Source organism: Clostridium ljungdahlii, assembly GCF_001636845.1.
Classification (GTDB): domain Bacteria; phylum Bacillota; class Clostridia; order Clostridiales; family Clostridiaceae; genus Clostridium_B; species Clostridium_B ljungdahlii_A.
Genome location: NZ_LITT01000009.1, coordinates 1 through 20,244, shown reverse-complemented (window position 1 = coordinate 20,244; position 20,244 = coordinate 1). Strand labels below are relative to the sequence as shown.

Here is a 20,244-nt window from a genome sequence, read left to right as displayed (position 1 = left end):
GCTATTATGAAAAGGTTACCATAATAAAATTATTTTTAAACAGGCACATAAATTTGTAAGTTTTATATGCCTGTTTGTTTATAATATTTTCTTTAATAAATTAATGTCTGTTATAGGTTTTTTGCAGGTAAAGTTTTCACAAATGTATGTGGTAGTTTTATTGTTGATGTCTATATAGTTTTCTATAATAGGGGAAATAGTGCTTAAGTCTTTATTTAAATTGCAGTACAAAATTGAAATTGTAAAAGGATTAAAGTTCTCATTTATCATATGAATTACTTGTTTTCCTTCTTCAATGTTACTGCCTGCAGATACAATAATTTGCCTTATAGGTGATTTTGAAAATAAAAGTGCTATAAGAGAAAATGAGCATACTCTTGGGAAACCATTTATTTCCTTTGAAAAAGCTTCAAATAATTGTTTGGCTTTATCTTCAAAATCATAACTGCTTGTTAGATGGGACAATCGCAGCAAATTTAGTGCGGCTACGGAATTACCAGAGGGAAGGGCACTATCGTGTATTTCCTTTGGCCTTGTAATTAACTTCTCACCGTCATTTCCATATAGGAAGAAGCCTCCATTTTCTTTATCCCAGAAAAGTTTTAATAAATCTTCATTGAGTTCCAGTGCTTTTTTTAGATAATCTGTGCTGTAGGTTGTTTCATATAATTCTATAAGTCCCCATATTAAAAAGGAGTAATCATCTAGATAGGCTAAAAAAGAAGCTTCTCCATCACGATATCTTGCAAGGAGACGGCCGTCGGATCTAACTAAGTTCTTATAAATAAAGTCTACAGCTTTTTTGGCAACTTTAGTATATTTGGAGTTGTTTAAGACTCTGCCAGCTATTGACATAGCAGCAATCATAAGACCGTTCCAGGAGGTTAAAATTTTATCATCTTTATAAGGATGTATTCTTTTTTCTCTTTCAGCAAATAATTTTTCTCTGCAGTTTTCTACAAATTGCATATCATCTTCTGGAATAGAACTATTTATTAGGTTCAAAATATTTTTGCCTTCGAAGTTTCCACCTTTTGTTACATTAAAATAAGAACAAAACTTGCTGCCATCTTCTTCTTGAAGTATATCTTTTATTTCTTCTTCTGACCAGACGTAAAATTTACCTTCTTCACCTTCAGAATCAGCATCTTCTGCAGAGTAAAACCCACCTTCATTTGAAGTCATGTCCCTTAATACATAACTCAGTATTTCTTCTGCTGTTTTACAGTATTTTTTATTACCTGTAGTTTGAAAGGTTTCAATATAGGCTATAATTAAGAGCGCATTGTCATAGAGCATTTTTTCAAAATGTGGAACGAGCCATTTTCTATCTACAGAATAGCGGCTGAATCCAAAACCTATATGGTCATATATTCCGCCTTTTCTCATGCAGTCCAATGTTTTTTCCACCATTTCTAAAGCAGAGGAATCTTTGGTTTTGTAAAAATATCTGAGCAGAAAAAGCAAGTTATGTGCTGATGGAAATTTGGGAAAGTCTCCAAAGCCTCCATATGTAGGGTCAAAATCATATTTGAAATTTGAAAAAGTTTTTTGAAAGATATCTTCATTAATGGTTTCATTAGAGATTTCTTTTGAATTTTTTAGGAAATCTAATATTTGTGTGCTGGCATTTAAAAGTTCACTTCTATTATTTTTCCATGCCTTTTTAATGTAGTCTAAAATAGACATTAACCCCATGAGTGCATCTCTACTATTTTTGGGGAAATAGGTACCTGCAAAAAAAGGCTTTTGATCAGGTGTCATGATAATTGTAAGGGGCCATCCGCCGCTTCCAGTGATGGACTGACATACATCCATATAAATACTGTCTATATCAGGCCTTTCTTCTCTGTCTACTTTTATGGATATGAAACTATCATTTAGCATTTCAGCTACCTCTGTGTCCTCAAAGCTCTCTTTTTCCATTACATGGCACCAGTGACATGTGCGTTTGTGGTAATATTCAGCTATACCCAATAGATAAGAATATAGGCTTATCTTCTGATTTTGCCTTGTTAAATGCTTCATCTCCCCAAGGATACCAATTTACTGGATTGTGTGCATGTTGAAGCAAGTATGGGGATTTCTCATTTATTAATCTATTGGGCGTGCTTGTAATTGCCATAAGACCACCTCCTTTATTTTATTTACAGACATAGTATATCCAAGATAAAGTATTTTCAGTCTTACAAAATAAAGGATGTAATAAATAAGTTACTGGATATGGTTAATCTGATTACAGGTAGTGGAATATAACAGGCTTTAGCACTCAAAACAAAAGAAGGACTGGGGAATAATCCTCAATCCTTTTTTTGTGTTTGCTTTTCTTGTTCTAGTTCTTTTACTATTCGTGCCATTATATTGAAACTTCTGCTTAGGGATTCATTGGACGGTCTAGTGGCTTTAACTGTAATTGTAAGTTCAAAACCATTTATAATTCGTTTTTCTGTATATTCCCTAACATATTTGCTATCACACATTGAAAGTCACGTCCATATTTGCATAGCCCTCGTTACTTTTTATGCTAATTGCTAAATAAATTATTATGATCATTTCTATTTCCAACCCCTTCTGAAATTATGTTTTTATCTTTCAAAAGGTGTATAGAAAAATCAGAAATATTGTGACATAAAGGGTATGAAAAAATAATAAATAAAATGATAGTACAATAATTGCTATAGGAGTCCCAATAGTACACAAAACACAAGTATATCAAGTATACTTGGAAGTGCTGACAACTCTAGTCTTGTAAAGAAACTTAGCATGACATTTCCTAATTTAATTATTAAAGATACAATTAAATTTACTGCATAGGAGCAATTAGCTCCTTCTTTTTTGCTTTAAAATTTAAGGTATGCAACTTTAAGTGTGGAATAATTTTATATAATGATAAATAAAAAAGAATTTTTATTTTGTATTTATTGACAATATATTTGTTTTGTGACATAAAAACCGTAACATTCAATTTTGGATAATACAGTGTTTTAGTAAATTGTTTGGCTTTTATAGTGGAATCATTAAATAAAAATATTGCAAAAATAATATAACTTTTATTAAAATTTATCCTATAAGTATAAGTAATACTACAAATATTAGTGCAAAAAGAATTATACAAATATACATGCTCTTTTTATCTCTATTTATAATAACCAACCTGGTTAAAACTATCATAAAAAATAAAGCACTAATAATAGATAAATTTAATATGACAATGGTCTTAATTCCGTTGTTTGCCAACTCTTTAATTGCAATAATATTTGAAAACAATATTGCAATTATCCCTGCAAATATTGATAAAACTTGAATATTTTTAATAATATTATCATCAAGATTTTTTTGTATATTTTCATAAGTTTTTTCAGCCTTCTCCATCTCACTTGTAAATTTCGTTTGCATATTATTTATCTCGTCTTGGTGTGGAGCAAGAAATTCTTCAAATGCCGATTCAAAACAATCTTTAATTTCCTTTGCAGATTCTTCAAGTGATTTCTCTTCTTCTTTATCTAAACATATCTTACGGTATACGTTGCTCCCAGATACTTGCATATCAGTTGTTAATCTAATTTGACTACTTTCTGTATTAATTTGCTTTTTTGTATAGAATAAACCTCTATCAATATCTTTATCATCTGTTGCATTGTTTTTGTAAGGATTTTTATCTTCAGTTATATATTCTACTAATCCCAATGCTACAAGTCTATTTATATTGTTTTCTATAAGTTTTTTACTTTTTAATATGTTATTTTTTTCAATGGTTTTATAAACAATTTCCATATCCACTTCACTAACGGTAACCAATCTATATTTTACTATGTATTCTGCACTACATTTTGCAATATCCATAAAAATTTCATACGCATCATTTTTTTTTAATTCATCAATAAAATATTGTTCATCTCTTATCATTTATATATCCTCTATTTTTCAATTATTTTCTTATTATAATAATTCAATTATACTTGAAATAATATCCAATATCAATTTAACAAAGAAAAATACAATAATGTGATGTAAAGAATATGAAAAAAGTAACAAATAAATTAATGGTACAATAACTGATATGTCGAATATATTGATTTTACTGGTCTTACATCTGACGTACCAATAACTGATACCTAAGTAATTCTTAATACATATATCTCTTTATATTTATATTATTATTATTTACGTATTAAAAATTGGTATGTCACAAAATAAATATTAAATCTATACACTCTATGAAGTTTAAAAATTCATGGAGGTTTTTTATTATGGTTGAATTATTTGATACTCAGTTTGTAGATGATGGAAAGGGCAATACTGATTTTTTAATTACTTTTAATATAAATGTTTTGCGTGACAAGGTATTCCCTCTTTTAACTGCTTCCGAACTAAAAATTTGGTTAACTATATTGTCTTTTACTAATTTGCAAGGCACTTGTTTTCCTTCACAAGCTAAAATTTCTGAAATATCCAATATATCAAAAACTACTGTAAATAATGCCATAAAGAAATTAGTGGATATTGAGGTCAATGGTGAACCCTTATTAAAGAGAGATGTTGTAGGCCATATAAGAAAGAAAAGTATATATTCTGTAGCAAGAGAAGCAGACGAAGGAGAAGCAAAAGGCACAATGACACCACAGATGGTAATAGAACTGTTCTGCAAAGCTTTTGAGAAAGAATATAACACTAAATATAATGTTGTTTGGCAAAGAGATACTAGACCTGTAAAGACTAAATTAATAAAAAATTATACAGATGATGAGATAAAAACAATTATAGAGATTGTTATAACTCAATATAAAAAAAGATGGTCAAGTCCTAAGTTCCCGACACCTACTATAACTGCTATGTGTGGTTGGTTGTCTACACAGGCTATGACAATCGCTAAAGGTACTCACAAAACTTCAATTAATAACCCAGAAAAATTTGAGGTAAATAATATGTGGGATGGTGACACATTTTGATAGGAGGTAGTATGTATGTTCTATAACTGTAAATTGAGCAGAGATTGCCGTAGAAGAGAGTGTAATGTGTATTGCTACCCTTATGTGCTGCTACATGGAACTAATGGAAAAGGGGGGTTCTGGGCGACAAGGAATACCCCTAAAAAATATGATGATTGCTTCGTGGAAACTTTACCAATTAAAGCAGATAACCCAAGAATATATAAAGCTGTAATCAATTATATAGAGAATATATTGGAGAAAGTTCAAAAAACAAATAGAGGATTGTACTTTACTGGAGGAACAGGTACAGGAAAGACAACTACAGCAGTTACTATAATGAATGAATATTTATTATCAAGGGTAATACAGCATTGTAAGAGAGAGAAGCTAATAGAAGTAAATCCAGTGCTATTTGTAAGGCTATCGGAGTTCCAGAATGTATATAACGCACAATTTAGGGGCAGTAGTACCTTGCAGGATGAAAGTTCCTACAGGTTCTACAATTTAAAACATAAAATGACTGAGGTAGATCTATTGGTTGTAGATGATATAGCACTACGTAATTTACCAGAAGGTTTCCAGAATGAATTGTACGAGATAATTGATTATAGAGCTACTGAAGACGCAACTACAATATTTACTTCTAATGTGACATATGAGGAATTACCTGAGTATGTGGGAGAACGTATAGCAAGTAGAGTACAGGGGATGTGTGGACAACAGGTATTAATGAAAGGCACAGACCATAGAACAGGAGGTTTGTTTTAATGGCTAATATTGAATGTAGATTAATATCAAAAATATTGGATGAGCAGGACATTACTTTACTTAGGAGGGGAATACTACTTGAAAGTGATTTTTACACGCAGCATAAGACTTACAACTTCATATTAGGCTATTCTAGGCAGTATAATACTCTGCCACCTTATGATACGGTTGTGTCAGAATGTGAAAATTTTGAGTACGAGCCAGAGGTTAGTGATCATTTTAATTACTTAGTCAGCTCTTTAAAAAATGCTACAGCTAAAAGAAAATCTTTTGAACTTCTACAGAAAGAAGCAGGAGAAAAGTTTCAAAAGTTAAAAGGTGCAGACTTTGTGAACTGGTTATCCATAGAGGTTAATAAAATAAAAGATATTGTAGAAGTGGATATTGGAGTAGGGACAAACTTTGCTGTTAACGGTAGTGACAGATGGAAATCCTACAATGAAAGCAAAACTAACAGAACAGGTATATTTATTCCTACACCTTATAAAAGTTTAACTGAAAAATTAGGTGGTGGAACAGAACTCGGAGATTATACATTAATTATGGCCTTTAGTAACAGGGGTAAATCATGGATTGCTTCGGATATAGGATTAGCTGCGTGGAGAAATAAGTTTGGAGTTTTACACTACTCTCCAGAACTTTCAAAGAAACAGCAATTAGATAGGCTTGACACTTTAAATGGTCATTTTAAAAATTCAGCTTTAAGAATTGGAAAGCTAACTAATGAGGATCAGTACCAAGAGTACCTTTCAAAATTTAATGATAAACAAGAGATACCATATATAGTAAAGACAATGGAGGATCTGAATAAAGGACTGTCAGTTGATACTATTGAAGCAGATCTTTTGGCTAATCCCGATATTAAAATGGTTATTATAGATGGACTTCTTCTAATGAGCCATAAAGGAAAAGGTCAATCCAACAGGGACGCACTTTCTAATACTTCAAGAGCTTTACGTCAATTATTTGGAAAGCATAAAGTAGTAGGAATTGTAGTACATCAAACTCCACAGTCGGCAGAAAAGGAAAATAAAGAGAAAAGCGAAGCAGGAGACAGAATAGTAAAATGTCCAGAGCTACACCAATATTCAGAGAGCATTGCAACTATACAGGACGCTTGCACAGTTTTAACTTTTGACGCATTTCAAGGCAGTGGAAAGATCAAGATTGCGAAAGCTAGGTGTCCACACGTAGATGAAGAGATAGAGCTGCATACCGATTTTGATAATGGTTTTATACGAGAGGTAGAAGCTTGTGACTATTTCTAGGAGGGAATATATGAAGATTAATGGTGCAGAAATAAATATTGACTTTTTGGCAGAGCTTGAATACTTTGATTGGTCTAAGAATGTGATAAAAGGAGATAAATTTCAAGCTTGCAGCCCTTTTCGTGCAGAGCATAATCCTAGTTTTGCTGTTAACTTAGAGAATGGCCTATGGGTTGATAGTGGGAGCATAGACGAAAAACTTCATAAAGGTAATTTTATAAGTTTATTGGCATATCTACGAAATGAGGAATACGAGGAAATAGAAGATTACTTACTACAGAAATACAGTACGATACTGTCTGATACGGAGGACTTACAGCTCAACTTAAATTTATGTATGGGTAAGGGGCAGTACAAGACATTTAGTAAAGAGTTTGCAAGTCAATATTACAAAAAGAAAGACGTATATCTTACAAACAGAGGAATATCTACAGAAGTACAGAACATTTTTGAAATTGGCTATGAGGACAAAATGACAGCCATAGTAATACCTTGGCATGACAATAGAGGTAATATAGTGACCTTTAAATATAGGTTTACAGAAAGAAAAGAGTTCTTTTATATTAAAGATGGTCAACATATTAGAAATCACCTTTATGGTCTGTATTTTTGTATAAAGATGAAAGCAAAAATAGTATATCTGTGTGAAGCAGAGATTGACGCATTGACACTATGGACATATGGCTATTTTGCAATTGCAGTTGGTGGCAGTAGCCTTTCCGATGTACAAAAGAACCTTATTCTAAATTCGGGAATAGAAAAACTTGTGATTGCAACAGACAATGACCAAGTAGGCCACAGGTTCAGAAATGCCTTAAAACAGGAACTTGCTGCACATATGACACTTTATGATTTCAAATTCCCTTCTGGAAAAAAGGATATAAACGAATTAAAAGAGAGTGAACTTTTTAACTCTTGTGAAAGTATTGCACATCCAAAAATTTTTCTTAAAATCTGATAATTTAGTTTTTTACAAGGCGGTTTACATTTGGTAAGCTGCCTATTATTTTACCCTAAATCGTGAATACTCCATACACTCCATAAACACACTATTGTTTGAAATTACGATATTCTGTTATTGTGATATTGCAGCGAAAGTATACAAATAAATGTTTCTGTATGCTAGGTAAGCTGTAATTTTTTTGACCTTATGATTACATAATATCGTAATTATAGAATTACAGATTAATAAAAAACAATAAAAAATTTTCGGGTGTATGTCACAAGACAAAATTGCTTTCTATACACCTTATGAAACCCAAGGAGGAAGAAAAAAATGATAAACAAAATTGATGAAATGGTGCTGAAATTAAAAGGTGAGGAAATGTCTAAGATTGAGAGAGAATGGTTATTTACAGATCTATATGTTGCTGTACAGCCAGAGTTTAGTAAGATCATCCGCAGATACTTTACTAAGAAGAACTTATTAGGATTTACATTTGATGTTACTGATTACGAGTCTAGGTTTGCACAAATTATACAGGACGCTATCACAGACTTTGACAAGAATAAAGGTACTTTTATGGCTCTGTTATGTGCCTATGCTGACATTCAATTCAAAGATATAACACGATACAACTTAGCTCAGAAACGCTTTGATATGAAACAAAGAGCTTGTAGCTTTGATGAATTGTTTGAGGGAAATGGGGTTGACATAGAAGATTTGGGACAAGCTAATTTGCTAGAGTGTGATACTGCATTAAGTATAATAAAAGAATTTATAAAGACAGATAAAGAAGGTCAAATAATTTCAATACTAGCTTCATGTGGAAATAAAAATGACAGAAAAGAAATGCTAAAAGATTATTTCAATGGTAAATACGGAGCAACGGAAAGGAAGAAAGTTCAAAGAGTTAGAGAAAGACTTGCTAAAAACTTACTATCTAGTGGAATTTTTTTGTAAAAAATAAAATAAATGGAGCAAACGTACAAGGTGCTATTTTAGTCATTATGACTTTAAAATAAATTAAAAATTTTAAGGAGGAAATTATTATGAGTTTAGTTTCAGGTAGAGGATCACAAATTAGGTTTGGTGGAGATGTTGATTTAAAAACTGTATTTATTAGATTGAAGCAGAATGAGAGTGTGAAGGTAAGAGTATTAAGTGTAAATGATTATGTAGAATATTTGTCTCATGGAAGCTATGCACACAAAATTTATACACAGCCTTGTGTAGCTCCAAATGGTGTTGAATGTCCTCTATGTATAGCAGCAAAGTCTGGAGTAGAAGGCTTTGACGCCCTATATGTAAAAAAGAGATATTTGTTTGCCTTTGCAGACCTGGAAATGGGCAGCATACGAGTTTGGGAATGTTCTTATAATCAAGCAAAAGACTTGTTATCCCAGATAAAAGAATATGAAGATGATATAAACGAGGTAGCATTTAATTTTAAGAGAACTGGAACAGGAACAGAAACAAGCTATAAGTTAAACCCTATCTTAAAAATGAAAGGTGATTTAAAAGATAAGTTTGATAAATTTGAGGGTGGCGAAGTTGAGTTAAGCTTCTTTGATGATGTGCTAGTACCAAGAAGTGAAAACATGATGTTAGATGTGTTAAGCGAAGCAGGTTTCCCAATGAGTGAGTTTTTCCCTAACTATTTATCAAAGGAAGTAAGAGAAGTAAATAACGCTGCTAATGATGAAGAAGAACCAGCATTTTAAATAACTGAGGGTGTAACAACCCTCTTTTTTATTTGCTTTACGTCACAAGGAGAGTCCTTTACCTATACACCTTATGAAGTAAAAACGAAGGGAGATTATTATGGGATTAGCAAAAAAAGGTACATTAAAGGTAGTAAGTCCAAGAGGTTCGGAACTAGAGAAGGCTTTATTTAATCAGTTTAACATCTTTCACAGTAGAGACTGTTTCCCGATCAAAGAAGTTGAGAAAATAATATTGAAAGAAAGGCAGCATGATGTGTATTTAATGGATAACAAGCCAAAAAGACCACCAGAAAACTTATTAATTTTTAGTCCCTCTGGAGCTTCTAAATGTAACAGAGAACTTATATTTAATGCTAACAAAGAAAAGAAGATAGAAGAGAGGTATCCATACCAGAGAAGGTGGACAAGGAATTCAACAGCAGTACATGAAGTCACACAGAGCGATCTATTATACATGACACACCTTATGAAGAAACCAGACTTTAAAGTTAAGTTCCTAGAGAATGGACTCCCAGCTTGGGAAAAGAACCTAAAAACATACAAGGTATTTAAACATAATGGAGTGGAGTTTTCAATACTGGGAATGATGGACGGAATACTTACTTACAAGGATGGTACAGACATAGGATTTGAATTTAAGACCAAAACTAACAGTGTGGCACAGGTTGGCAACTACAAGATGAAAGAACCAGCACTTTACCACAAGCAGCAGTGTGTATGTTACTCCTTACTGTTTGGTATGGATGAATTTGTACTAATGTATGAAGCAGTAGCTAAGGATGGCTGGAATAAAAACGGAGAAGCAAGAACAGATATAAGAACCTTCTATTATAAGGTTGATGAAAAGGACAGAACTTTATTACTAGACAAATATGCACAAGTGGTTAAGGACTTTGAAGCAATGAAATAGACTTTCAAAGGATGTTGCTGTTATTGAAAAAGGAAAAAATAATTGGTCTGGATACTGAGACAACAGGATTGGATTACGATAAAGACCATATTGTAGGAATTTCTATGACATTACCAAAAGCAGACTACCATTGCTATATTCCAGTAGGGCACGTTACAGGAGAAAAGCAACTCTCACCAGAGTATGTTTTTAGCTCTCTAAATAAGTATTTAGAAAATGAGAAATTAGGTAAGGTACTTCACAATGCAAAGTTCGACTTTCATATGTTTTACAAGGAGGGCATTTATGTTAAAGGTCTTATAATGGATACTATTATTGCCATGAAAATACTGAATGAGAATGAGCTAACTTATGCTCTCAAAAATCTGGCTACAAAGTACGGAAAGTATTTTGGTTTTGAAGATAAGTCAATGACATATGAGGAGTTATTCGGGAAAGGTGGTTTTGAACGTACACCATTTGATATAGCAACTGTTTATGCTTGTAAAGATACCCATTTATGTTACAGGTTCTATAAATGGATAGATACACAGTTTGATAGGCTGCCAAAGATAAAGAAAATATACTATGAGATAGAAAATCCATTGCTGATTGTATCTTTTGATATGGAGAAGAATGGCTTTGAAATGAATTTAGATTTTGCACAAAAGTACAAAAGAAATTTGACAGTAGAAATTATACAACTGGAAAAGAAGTTATATAAGATATTCGGGGAAATTAATTTAAATAGTCCGACTCAATTAGGTAAGGTAATATACGATCAGATGAAATTACCTGACATATCAAAAACAAGATCAGTGGACGCTGAAACAATTAAAAAGTTGGCAGACCATTCATCTGATATAAAAGCACTCTTAGATTACAGAAATAAAAAGAAATTACTTGGTACCTATATAGAACCACTACCACAAAAAATCTGGAAAAGGGACAATAGACTACATGGTAATTTTAATCAGAATGGAACAAAAACAGGTAGGTACAGTTCAAATGATCCTAATTTGCAGAATATACCTCCAGAAGCAAGGCCAATGTTTGTAGCTCCGAAAGGGAAAGTTATCATAGGCAAAGATCTTAGCCAGATAGAACCACGCTGTCTAGCTTATATGTCTGGGGATGAGCACTTTCAACATCCTTATTTACATGGTGGGGACTTATACTCCAGTCTTGCTTCTAAAACTCTTAAATTAGATATGAAGTATTGTCTTGACGGAGCATATGATCCAACACATACCTTTAAGCCTAGAAAGAGGATGAAAACTGGATTACTTGCTGTAATGTATGGAACCTCTATTTTTACACTCTCACAGCAATTAGGAATTACATTAGAGGAAGCAAAACAGTTTATAGAGGACTTTTTAAATACCTATCCTACAGCAAGAGATTATATACAGTCTATAAAAGATTTTGTAGATGAAAATGAGTATGTAGAAACTTATTTAGGCAGAAAGAGGAGATTTATTGGTCATAAAAAAGTAGCACAGCAGTATAAAGCAGTATGTAAGCATATTATTGATGTTCTGGGCTATATGCCTACAAATATATGGCAAGAGAAAAAATTATCCAGACATATTAAAAATACTTACTGGAAATATGCTAAAGATTACGGTAGAGTTACCAGACAGGCTGTTAATGCTGTTATACAAGGAAGTTCCGCAGACTATATAAAAATAGTTATGTTAAGGGTAAACAACTATCTTAAAATACTTGGAGAAGAGTATAAGCTACTTGGAATTATACATGATGAAATACTTATGGAAGTTCCAGACATAGTAGCTCCAGAGGTTATAGCAGAGCTAGACCGTATAATGACTTCAATTGAATGGTTCAAGTTCCCTATAAAGACTGATACCGTAATTATGTATCAGTGGGGAAATGAAATAAATGTTAGTAAGTGGCTAGAAGATAGAGAAAATTATAATAAGAAAAGGAGTGCTTAACATGGGAGAAATAGGGTTCAGATATGAAGAGGAAGAAGAAATTATTGAGGTTGGACAGGCTACCATTGAAGAGGTTGAAGCACCAGAATTAAACAGCGAACTTATTAGAGCTATCAATATATTGGTTAGTGTGCTTCAACAATATAATGGAGTGATAAAAGGAATTAATATTGAAACCACAGCCAACTCAGAATACTCGGCTAAACTAAAATATTAAGAGTGGGGGAAGGGTAAATGAAAGTGTATTTACAAGGAATAACACAGGTAAATAAGTTGGAAGAATTAATAAAGAAAGTTGTGCTTAAAATGGCTGAACGTATAGGCTTAGAGGCTTCTGTGAATTTTAAGGTTGAAGATGTTGAAGCTAAAATAATGTTTAACATGGATGGTAATGACACATATGCTACAGTGCCAAGGGATGTGCAAGGTACAGTAGCAAATGAATTATTTGAGGTCCTCGTACCATTAGATAGGGAAGGTAATATTGATGAAGATAAGGTAAAGGATAATGAGAAAGAAAGTTTCTATGATGGTTATACATTAGCACAGGCTCTTGGTAAAGAGTACAAATATGAAGGTATTGAGAGCAAATACAGAAATGGCGATTTGAAAATTATAGAATATTTAGGTGAGAATACTCCAGGCGAGCCTATGGCAGTTAAATATAGTATAAAGGGTACAGATAGGGAATTAATAAGGCACTACAAAGGAGACAAGCTTGTGGCTGAATATGAAAGTAAACCAAAAATAGAATAAAAAAAGGAGAGCTGAGTAATTGGCTCTCCTTGCTTTTACTATTTATTGTTATTAAGAAGGGGTGTTGCTGATTTTGTATTCTCACTGTATAAATTTAAAATTTCCTGTGGTATAGTGTTTTCTTTTACCCACTTTTCTCTCTCTTTATCAAAACGCTCTTTAGTTTCTTGATCGAACTCTATATCAAATAAGTCTCTTATATCTGTAATTCTAAGAGCTATCATAACGGTTATAATATGTGTCTTACTTGTAGATGTCTTATTCCCTTTTACAAGCTCAGTAATTGTTCCAGCACGTAATCCTGTTATTTCTGCTAATTGCTGCTGCGACAATCCTCTTTCTTTTAAAACATCATCCAATTTTGATACATATTTTACACCTGGAACACTGTCTAATATCTTAATCATTGTGTCGTTTGATTTCTCATGTAATAGAAAATTTGAAGTAATTTTTTTCATAACAATCCTCCTTCTTATTCACTCTTTAATTATGCAATAACAGTATAACGCAACTTTGTCACACTGTCAATGCTTTGACTATACACCTTATGTAAGGTTCAAAAATCAAGATAGGGAGGTCAAAGCTATGAGAATAGCCATGGTAGGTAAAATGAGATCTGGCAAAGATACTGTAGCCGATCTAATCACATTGAGGTGTAATTGCAAACATATTGCTTTTGCTGATGGAATAACAAAAGTAATACAAATATGTTTCCCAGAAGCATTTATGCAGGAAAAACCAAGGGAGCATTATCAATTTATAGGACAGCAATTAAGAAAACTTAATCCTAATGTATGGGTAAATTATGCTGACAGAACCATAAAAGATCTGGGGAGCATTACAAGTATTATTATAACAGATTGCAGACAGTCAAATGAAGAGGAATATTTAAGAAGAAATGGTTTCTTTATTGTGAAAGTAGTTGCAGACGACAAAGTTAGACTGGACAGGATTGCTAAAGCTGGTGAGAGTGTGACAGATGAACAATTCTACCATGACACAGAGAAGCAAGTTGATCTTATAGAAGCAGACTACGTAATTGAGAATAATGGTACATTGGCAGAAATGGAAAAGAAGGTTGAAAGACTTCTAGAATACTACCTGTGTTACATTGAACCACAGCTAAAATATAAAAAACAACTGGAGGATTACGAATATGAAGATAAATAACTATACTGTACCTTTTGTTGTAAAGATGATACAAGAAATATACAAGTTAGATGAACAGAGGTTTTACAAGGCAGATCTATCTGCTAGTGATCTGCTTATGGATCTAAATTTAATACTTAGCAAAATCAATTTAACAAATAAGCAGGCATTTATCTTAGAAAAATACTGGCAGGAAGGCTATACATAAGATGAAGTAGCAGAAATGTTAGGAATCACGCAGCAAATGTGTGTTAAACACTGTAATGCTATAAGAAAAAAGATAAGAAAAGTCCTTATTGAAATGGAGGAAATACAAAATGATGATAAAGAATGAGATTGTAGAAGTTTTTGAGAGGAGGATTGATGATGTTGTAGTAAGAGAAAACCTACCTAATCTACAGGAGAGATTTAAGGCTATAGAACAGATAAGTGAGGATTACTACCAGCAGACAGAGAAAATTCTACCGTCTTATTTGTTAAATAGATTAGGTGATTGGGTACTGGAAGAAGTCTTAAAAGATAAAACAGTGGACAAGGTTGCAAATGATGAGTATGCGGTTCTAAGTTATAGGCAAATAAGGCGTAGAACTAAAAGGGAAAATTCAGTTAGTTCTGAGGTTATGGACTACTTAGATTTAAAAATGAATAAGAATTATTCTAGTCTTTTAAAAACTGTTAGAAGGGAATGTGATTAGTCTCATAAATGAAATTTGTAGAATAATTGAAATGAAGGTACAATGGTATATAATAATATTTCAAATAGTTTTGGAAAACCGCAAATAAAATTTAGCACTATATTGTGTAAACGAAGATAAGTACTGGTTAAAGCTGGTGCTTATTTTGTATTATGAAATTTATTAAGGTGAATAATTGAAATATATTTTGAACGAACTTTAGTCCAGGTATAACTTTGAACTAAATTGCAATTTAACGACATGTTTCAAATTCCACATCTCAATACACTTCAACACACTTTTTAAAAATTCATTATTATTTCTACGTATATAAATTAAACACTAATTTAAATGTACAAAATTTCATTTTAAATAGTTTTAAAATAAATATTAGTAATTCTAAAACTATTTAAAGTAACGAAAAATTTTTTTATTGACAAAAAAACTGGTTAATGTTACGATTTAGCTATAAATAAGAATTTGAAACTACTAATTTTTGAATATAATTTATGAGGAGTGATTTTTATGTCGGTTAGTTTCTTGAAAAAGGTTTATATTAATCCTTTTGTAGACTCTTGTGAACCTATAATAAAAATTGAAATAGTTCAGGTAGACTGCATTTATCGATATACTAGAAGAAAAAAAATTGAGGGAAAGCCAAATTACGAAGTAATGTATAAGAATATAAGTTTCGATGTCCACGGAACTTCATTAGATGATAGTTTAAAAAAATGGAACCTGAGCCTTTGGGAATACCTTGATCTCTTATCAAAAGAAACTGAACAAATTAAGAAAAAATATAATTTTTATTGCTCAGATACATTAGTACTAAATTTTTATTACTTTATTCAAGACGTACTAGGAGAAAATGATATCTACCTTGTGAAGCTAATGCACAAAATTCTAAGCGAGCTAGGTATACCACACACACGGGTTAATGATACAGCTATCCGTAGTGTGATTGAAGATAGAACAATTGACAAAGAACGAATGGATTCATTCAATGAATGTATCAAGACACCATACTTAAGAAAGAAATGAATACCCATAATAAACAAAAAAACTATAACGTTACTAAGGGTGTTAACAATATTTCCGGCAAAACCTATGCTAAGGAATAGGTTGCAAAACTAATTTTCATAAATATTTGTGCCGTAGAAGCAACGGCAAGATGGAGGTTAAAATGTCAGATGAAGAATTAGAAAAAGAACAATTAATCGAAAAAGTAAGTAATGGTACTATTTCAGTAAGAGATATTATAGAAGTATTAGTAGAAAAGATAACTGAACTTAGCGAGGAACAATATTATGATTATGGTGATGAATGGGAAGAAGAACGAAGACAGAGAGAAGAAGAAGAAGAACGAAGACAGAGAGAAGAAGAAGAACGAAGACAGAGAGATGAAGAAGATGAAGAACGAGAAGATGAAATAGCTTTTGAAAGAGCATGGGATGAATGTAACTCCAGATAAATAATAAAACAATTTACAATAATTTGCAACGTAAGTATAACAAAAATATAAAGTGAGATGACTAATCCCCTTTAAAATACTTGTTTTATTGACTATGTAAAAGTAATAGGTTTAATAAAAACGTTACATATAATCAAATAATATTAAGGCAAGAACAGGTTGTATTTTATAATACAGCCTTATTTTTTTATAAGAAGGGGGTATTTTTTTACTAGGGGGGAGGGGGTTACTTCATTTTTAGAAGGAGGGGGCTACCTGCTCCAGACTTTTTTAGAAGGAGAGGTCTGTGAAGTATGGGTAATTTATACGTAAGAGGGATGAAGTTGCCGAGTAAATATGTACAGCTATTTGTAGAAAATACAGTTAACCATATTGTACAAATAGTACATAAGAAATGCTAGAAACCTACCCTATATTGAGTAGAGCTTTATAGAAAAGAATAGAGTCTTATCCAGAAGTATTGAGACAGTAAAATTATAAGTCCATTGTTCCTATGAGCTTTGATCATTTCTACTATATGTGTGTATGTGTATGTATCAGTACCTTATGTTTAAGAAATGCTATAAGAATTTATAGGCATATGTAATGATGTAGTGTATGAAGATGTGTATATATGTGTACGCCCGCCCGCGAGCTGCTATTAAAGTTCCTCTCATGTATCTCCCTATCCAACTGGAAATTGCAGGGTATATGGAAATCAAAAGGAATTATAAGGCTTTACTGGGATTGAACCTAGAGTATACATGTATACCCAATAAATAACAAGTAAATATTTGATAAACATACAATTAATGGCAAAATAAATTACCTAAAAAATTTACAAATAGAAGTGGTGTTTTTTGCTGCTGCCTGATGCTAATACTATACTAACATAACCTTTTTAAGATACCTAACACAAAATTATGTCAATGGTAAAAACTACATAAAAAAACTTTCAAAAATCTATAGACATAATTTCATAATTACGTTATAATGTAAACATAGATAAGGAGACAAGCTAAATATATTAAAAAGAAGGTGAAAAAGAAGAGAAAAAAAGGCGGCACAGTTAGTACAAAGATTAATTGATAGCTACAATATAGAAAAAAAGAATGGCAGAATTTTAATCTGACAATTACAAAATAACGTATTAATGTTATTTTAATAAAATAAAAGGAGTGGTAAAAATAATAAACATATATTTAACAAATTTAGGAAAATACAATGAGGGCGTACTTATGGGGGAATGGCTTGAATTACCAGTTAGTGAAGAGGAATTAAACGATTGTATGAGACGCATAGGAATTGACGGTGAAGAGTATGAGGAATACTTCATTACAGACTATGAAACAGATGTTGACGGTTTGGAAATTGGAGAATATAGCAACTTAGAGAACTTGAACGATCTGGCCGAATTATTAGAAAGTTTGACGGAATACGACTTAAAGAAAGTTAGTTCCATTATTGAATGGCAAGGACTGGAATTAAGTGAAGCTATTGAAAATCTAGACAATTATAATTTAAATGAAAGTGTTACCAATGATGAAGAACTTGGGGAATATTGGCTATTTGAAAGTGGCTGCTATGAAATTCCAGAGAATCTAGTACCATACATTGACTGTGAAAAGTTTGGTAGAGAACTTGCAATGAATGGAAATGGCTTTATGTCAAATAATGGCTGGATTGAGGAGTACTAAAAGGAGGTAAAAGTCAATGAATATAGATAAAAAAGTTATTGCAAGTTGTGGACTGTGTAATGCTGCAAGCCTCAATTTATATGAAATTTTGAATGGTATAGATGATTATGTTATTGCAGGTATAAACAATAATAAACCACGTAAATACAAGCTATACAGCACGAACAAAGGTATATATTTTAATTGGGGCGGAAACCGTTACTATCTACATGAGTTTATAAGATTATAGGAGGGACTAGCAATGGAAAAGCTATGTACTGCTGCAAGTCCACTACAATTTTAACTTTATAATTACAGCATAACGTAATAAAGTAAATATGAAAAGGACGGTTTAAAAATGGAATTAAGGAACTGGAGGGCATTTACTGATTATGAGGTGGTACACAAAGGTCTTAATTTTGCCTATAATGAATTTAAAAATAAGTTTGATAAAAAAGAGTTAACAAGGTACAGCAGGACTCACACTGTAGACAACCGTTTTACCGTTCAAATAATAAGTACAGCTTTACAAAATAACGGTGTAGGGATCTGCAAGTATAAGAACAAACTTTATTTTTACAGATATGATAAGTTAAAAAAGGACTTTAAACTATTAGAGATTGACATAATAAAATATATATAGGTATAATTATATTAAACGGAGGTATACAAAAAAATGAGTAATAATAACGAATTAATAGAAATGCTTAAACAGGTATTAAAAGAAGAATTAAAGCCAATTAGAGAAGATATACAAGGATTAAAAGGTCAAGTATCTGAAAATACCAGTATATTAAAAGCTCTGGAGCATAAAACGGATGTAATTAAGGCAGAGCAGGAAAAAATGAGTAATGATATGGCACATATGCAAGGAGATCTAAAAGCATTAAGTAAAGATGTAAATAACTTAGAAATAATTACCTCTAGTAACTGGAATGACATAGCCAAACTTAAAGCAGTAAAATAATATTATATGGAGCATATAAGCCATTAGGACAACGTAAAGATATAAGTTAATACTAGCACCTTTAATATAAAAGAGCCTTGAAAGGCTCTATTTTTTTACCTTTTTTTACGTTTTAAAGTGTTGTTAAACTGCAAGATAAAAGGGTTAAAAGTGAGGTAATGTTGCATAAGGTTACAAGTGCCATTTTAATAATATAGGCACTTAAAATAGTAGCTATGAGCCTTTTTAATATCAGTGAATAAATAGTGTGAACTGTTTGCAGCAGCATACAAGAAAAAAAACAGGAGGTCAAAGGATATGAGTAAAAGAAACGACAACCAACTCGCTAAATTAGCTACAAAATACAGAAATGCCAAACTGACTGAGACTCAAAAAAAGGTTGCAGAGGAAATAGCATACAAGGGATTAACTGGAAAATTAGAAGAAGAAATTGCCAAGGAATATAATATTAGTCGTTCCACTATTTGGAGGTGGAAAGCACTACCATCATTTAATGAAGAAACAAACAGAATTGTTAGGGAGTATCAGAAGTCCCACCTAGTAGATGTAAATAACATTCTTATCCATATTTTACAAGAAGGCACAGAAAAAAGTAAATTAAAAGCAATAGAGCTATATTACAGAAACCAAGGATTATTTAAGGATGTCACGGAAGTAACGGAGAAAAAGGAAGTGAATGTAAATGTAGATGATATATTGAAAGAGTTGGATGATATGTAATAGTATGATAAATCAGTATAACCTGATATATCAAGCTATTAATGTAACTATTTTCATATATTGTAAGGCAGCATATACCGTTTAATTATGGTAGTGCTGCCACCTTTTTTATACACTTTTCGTCCTCATAATTTAACAATATTGAGACCATCAAATATTGCCAGTGCTTTAAATAAAGTGTTACCATATATCAACGTTATAATATTATCATTAATTGGTATCAAAAGTAGGGGATCAGCAGCATTATAATGGACCCAAGAATTAAGACAAAAAAATGCTTGCTTTTTAGTTAGGTTCTCCATAATATTTTTATTAAGGATGGTGAATCACATGAGAAAAAATTATAGTTCTGAATTCAAAGCAAAATTAGT

23 protein-coding genes and 1 pseudogene are annotated in these 20,244 nt (G+C 31.9%); 20 read left to right on the top strand and 4 right to left on the bottom strand.

The genetic code is table 11. The features are described 5' to 3' along the window. Positions 1–78 precede the first annotated feature (78 nt). The 3 genes and pseudogenes from WY13_RS04650 to WY13_RS04635 form a co-directional block, all read right to left on the bottom strand. A pseudogene (locus WY13_RS04650) lies at positions 79–2,125 on the bottom strand (thioredoxin domain-containing protein). Positions 2,126–2,300: 175 nt separating this feature from the next. Further along, entirely contained in the window at positions 2,301–2,480 is a 180-nt protein-coding gene (locus WY13_RS04645; RefSeq protein ID WP_063554543.1) for a hypothetical protein, read from the bottom strand. Between the two features lie 580 nt (positions 2,481–3,060). After that, the gene (locus tag WY13_RS04635; protein WP_063554541.1) at positions 3,061–3,906 is read right to left on the bottom strand and encodes a hypothetical protein; all 846 of its coding nucleotides are present in this window, start codon (positions 3,904–3,906) and stop codon (positions 3,061–3,063) included. 344 nt (positions 3,907–4,250) lie between these two features. Here WY13_RS04635 and WY13_RS04630 point away from each other — a divergent pair, with 344 nt between their 5' ends. The 10 genes from WY13_RS04630 (at position 4,251) to WY13_RS04585 (ending at position 13,237) form a co-directional block, all read left to right on the top strand. Next, the gene (locus WY13_RS04630; protein ID WP_063554540.1) at positions 4,251–4,949 is read left to right on the top strand and encodes a helix-turn-helix domain-containing protein; all 699 of its coding nucleotides are present in this window, start codon (positions 4,251–4,253) and stop codon (positions 4,947–4,949) included. A 15-nt stretch (positions 4,950–4,964) separates the two neighbouring features. Further along, a complete protein-coding gene (locus WY13_RS04625) occupies positions 4,965–5,699 on the top strand; it encodes a DEAD/DEAH box helicase family protein (RefSeq protein WP_063554539.1) in 735 nt (244 codons plus the stop codon). Further along, positions 5,699–6,967: a DnaB-like helicase C-terminal domain-containing protein gene (locus WY13_RS04620; RefSeq protein ID WP_063554538.1), complete on the top strand. Its 1,269-nt coding sequence runs from the start codon at positions 5,699–5,701 to the stop codon at positions 6,965–6,967. Before WY13_RS04625 ends, WY13_RS04620 begins: the two co-directional genes overlap by 1 nt. Before the next feature lie 10 nt (positions 6,968–6,977). Beyond that, on the top strand, positions 6,978–7,925 hold the full coding sequence (locus WY13_RS04615) for a toprim domain-containing protein (protein ID WP_063554537.1): 948 nt from the start codon (positions 6,978–6,980) through the stop codon (positions 7,923–7,925). A 318-nt stretch (positions 7,926–8,243) separates the two neighbouring features. Next, positions 8,244–8,870: a hypothetical protein gene (locus tag WY13_RS04610; protein WP_063554536.1), complete on the top strand. Its 627-nt coding sequence runs from the start codon at positions 8,244–8,246 to the stop codon at positions 8,868–8,870. Positions 8,871–8,959: 89 nt separating this feature from the next. Further along, the gene (locus WY13_RS04605) at positions 8,960–9,631 is read left to right on the top strand and encodes a hypothetical protein (protein WP_063554535.1); all 672 of its coding nucleotides are present in this window, start codon (positions 8,960–8,962) and stop codon (positions 9,629–9,631) included. Between the two features lie 100 nt (positions 9,632–9,731). Next, positions 9,732–10,544 carry a hypothetical protein gene (locus WY13_RS04600; RefSeq protein WP_063554534.1) on the top strand — a complete coding sequence of 271 codons (813 nt, stop codon included), beginning with the start codon at positions 9,732–9,734 and terminating at the stop codon, positions 10,542–10,544. A 23-nt stretch (positions 10,545–10,567) separates the two neighbouring features. Next, positions 10,568–12,481 carry a DNA polymerase gene (locus WY13_RS04595; RefSeq protein WP_063554533.1) on the top strand — a complete coding sequence of 638 codons (1,914 nt, stop codon included), beginning with the start codon at positions 10,568–10,570 and terminating at the stop codon, positions 12,479–12,481. Position 12,482: 1 nt separating this feature from the next. Further along, positions 12,483–12,698, top strand: coding sequence for a hypothetical protein (locus tag WY13_RS04590; RefSeq protein ID WP_063554532.1), 216 nt, complete (start codon positions 12,483–12,485; stop codon positions 12,696–12,698). 17 nt (positions 12,699–12,715) lie between these two features. Beyond that, complete coding sequence (locus tag WY13_RS04585) at positions 12,716–13,237, top strand: hypothetical protein (protein ID WP_063554531.1); 522 nt, start codon at positions 12,716–12,718, stop codon at positions 13,235–13,237. Positions 13,238–13,275: 38 nt separating this feature from the next. Here the strand turns inward: WY13_RS04585 and WY13_RS04580 are convergent, their stop codons facing one another. After that, complete coding sequence (locus WY13_RS04580) at positions 13,276–13,695, bottom strand: helix-turn-helix domain-containing protein (protein ID WP_063554530.1); 420 nt, start codon at positions 13,693–13,695, stop codon at positions 13,276–13,278. 127 nt (positions 13,696–13,822) lie between these two features. Between WY13_RS04580 and WY13_RS04575 the strand changes: the two genes are divergently transcribed. The 10 genes from WY13_RS04575 to WY13_RS04530 all read left to right on the top strand — a co-directional run bounded on the left by WY13_RS04575 (position 13,823) and on the right by WY13_RS04530 (position 19,873). Then, a complete protein-coding gene (locus WY13_RS04575; RefSeq protein ID WP_063554529.1) occupies positions 13,823–14,407 on the top strand; it encodes an AAA family ATPase in 585 nt (194 codons plus the stop codon). Beyond that, on the top strand, positions 14,394–14,594 hold the full coding sequence (locus WY13_RS04570) for a hypothetical protein (protein WP_063554528.1): 201 nt from the start codon (positions 14,394–14,396) through the stop codon (positions 14,592–14,594). Before WY13_RS04575 ends, WY13_RS04570 begins: the two co-directional genes overlap by 14 nt. Before the next feature lie 109 nt (positions 14,595–14,703). After that, positions 14,704–15,081 carry a hypothetical protein gene (locus WY13_RS04565; RefSeq protein WP_063554527.1) on the top strand — a complete coding sequence of 126 codons (378 nt, stop codon included), beginning with the start codon at positions 14,704–14,706 and terminating at the stop codon, positions 15,079–15,081. Positions 15,082–15,585: 504 nt separating this feature from the next. Further along, positions 15,586–16,101 carry a hypothetical protein gene (locus tag WY13_RS04560; protein ID WP_063554526.1) on the top strand — a complete coding sequence of 172 codons (516 nt, stop codon included), beginning with the start codon at positions 15,586–15,588 and terminating at the stop codon, positions 16,099–16,101. Positions 16,102–16,243: 142 nt separating this feature from the next. Next, positions 16,244–16,531: a hypothetical protein gene (locus WY13_RS04555; RefSeq protein WP_063554525.1), complete on the top strand. Its 288-nt coding sequence runs from the start codon at positions 16,244–16,246 to the stop codon at positions 16,529–16,531. A gap of 1,157 nt (positions 16,532–17,688) precedes the next feature. Further along, on the top strand, positions 17,689–18,207 hold the full coding sequence (locus WY13_RS04550; RefSeq protein WP_156498961.1) for an antirestriction protein ArdA: 519 nt from the start codon (positions 17,689–17,691) through the stop codon (positions 18,205–18,207). A gap of 16 nt (positions 18,208–18,223) precedes the next feature. Next, positions 18,224–18,436, top strand: coding sequence for a hypothetical protein (locus WY13_RS04545; RefSeq protein WP_063554524.1), 213 nt, complete (start codon positions 18,224–18,226; stop codon positions 18,434–18,436). Positions 18,437–18,544: 108 nt separating this feature from the next. After that, positions 18,545–18,829 (top strand): hypothetical protein, encoded by a 285-nt coding sequence (locus WY13_RS04540; RefSeq protein WP_063554523.1) that lies wholly within the window; start codon positions 18,545–18,547, stop codon positions 18,827–18,829. 33 nt (positions 18,830–18,862) lie between these two features. Then, a complete protein-coding gene (locus WY13_RS04535; protein ID WP_063554522.1) occupies positions 18,863–19,153 on the top strand; it encodes a hypothetical protein in 291 nt (96 codons plus the stop codon). A gap of 297 nt (positions 19,154–19,450) precedes the next feature. Beyond that, a complete protein-coding gene (locus tag WY13_RS04530) occupies positions 19,451–19,873 on the top strand; it encodes a phBC6A51 family helix-turn-helix protein (RefSeq protein WP_063554521.1) in 423 nt (140 codons plus the stop codon). The last annotated feature ends 371 nt before the right edge of the window (positions 19,874–20,244 follow it).

Bases quoted from the DNA above. Each gene is read 5' to 3' on its own strand.
- WY13_RS04645 (WP_063554543.1), bottom strand. From the start codon at position 2,480: ATGTGTGATAGCAAATATGTTAGGGAATATACAGAAAAACGAATTATA.
- WY13_RS04635 (WP_063554541.1), bottom strand. From the start codon at position 3,906: ATGATAAGAGATGAACAATATTTTATTGATGAATTAAAAAAAAATGAT.
- WY13_RS04630 (WP_063554540.1), top strand. From the start codon at position 4,251: ATGGTTGAATTATTTGATACTCAGTTTGTAGATGATGGAAAGGGCAAT.
- WY13_RS04625 (WP_063554539.1), top strand. From the start codon at position 4,965: ATGTTCTATAACTGTAAATTGAGCAGAGATTGCCGTAGAAGAGAGTGT.
- WY13_RS04620 (WP_063554538.1), top strand. From the start codon at position 5,699: ATGGCTAATATTGAATGTAGATTAATATCAAAAATATTGGATGAGCAG.
- WY13_RS04615 (WP_063554537.1), top strand. From the start codon at position 6,978: ATGAAGATTAATGGTGCAGAAATAAATATTGACTTTTTGGCAGAGCTT.
- WY13_RS04610 (WP_063554536.1), top strand. From the start codon at position 8,244: ATGATAAACAAAATTGATGAAATGGTGCTGAAATTAAAAGGTGAGGAA.
- WY13_RS04605 (WP_063554535.1), top strand. From the start codon at position 8,960: ATGAGTTTAGTTTCAGGTAGAGGATCACAAATTAGGTTTGGTGGAGAT.
- WY13_RS04600 (WP_063554534.1), top strand. From the start codon at position 9,732: ATGGGATTAGCAAAAAAAGGTACATTAAAGGTAGTAAGTCCAAGAGGT.
- WY13_RS04590 (WP_063554532.1), top strand. From the start codon at position 12,483: ATGGGAGAAATAGGGTTCAGATATGAAGAGGAAGAAGAAATTATTGAG.
- WY13_RS04585 (WP_063554531.1), top strand. From the start codon at position 12,716: ATGAAAGTGTATTTACAAGGAATAACACAGGTAAATAAGTTGGAAGAA.
- WY13_RS04580 (WP_063554530.1), bottom strand. From the start codon at position 13,695: ATGAAAAAAATTACTTCAAATTTTCTATTACATGAGAAATCAAACGAC.
- WY13_RS04575 (WP_063554529.1), top strand. From the start codon at position 13,823: ATGAGAATAGCCATGGTAGGTAAAATGAGATCTGGCAAAGATACTGTA.
- WY13_RS04570 (WP_063554528.1), top strand. From the start codon at position 14,394: ATGAAGATAAATAACTATACTGTACCTTTTGTTGTAAAGATGATACAA.
- WY13_RS04565 (WP_063554527.1), top strand. From the start codon at position 14,704: ATGATGATAAAGAATGAGATTGTAGAAGTTTTTGAGAGGAGGATTGAT.
- WY13_RS04560 (WP_063554526.1), top strand. From the start codon at position 15,586: ATGTCGGTTAGTTTCTTGAAAAAGGTTTATATTAATCCTTTTGTAGAC.
- WY13_RS04555 (WP_063554525.1), top strand. From the start codon at position 16,244: ATGTCAGATGAAGAATTAGAAAAAGAACAATTAATCGAAAAAGTAAGT.
- WY13_RS04545 (WP_063554524.1), top strand. From the start codon at position 18,224: ATGAATATAGATAAAAAAGTTATTGCAAGTTGTGGACTGTGTAATGCT.
- WY13_RS04540 (WP_063554523.1), top strand. From the start codon at position 18,545: ATGGAATTAAGGAACTGGAGGGCATTTACTGATTATGAGGTGGTACAC.
- WY13_RS04535 (WP_063554522.1), top strand. From the start codon at position 18,863: ATGAGTAATAATAACGAATTAATAGAAATGCTTAAACAGGTATTAAAA.
- WY13_RS04530 (WP_063554521.1), top strand. From the start codon at position 19,451: ATGAGTAAAAGAAACGACAACCAACTCGCTAAATTAGCTACAAAATAC.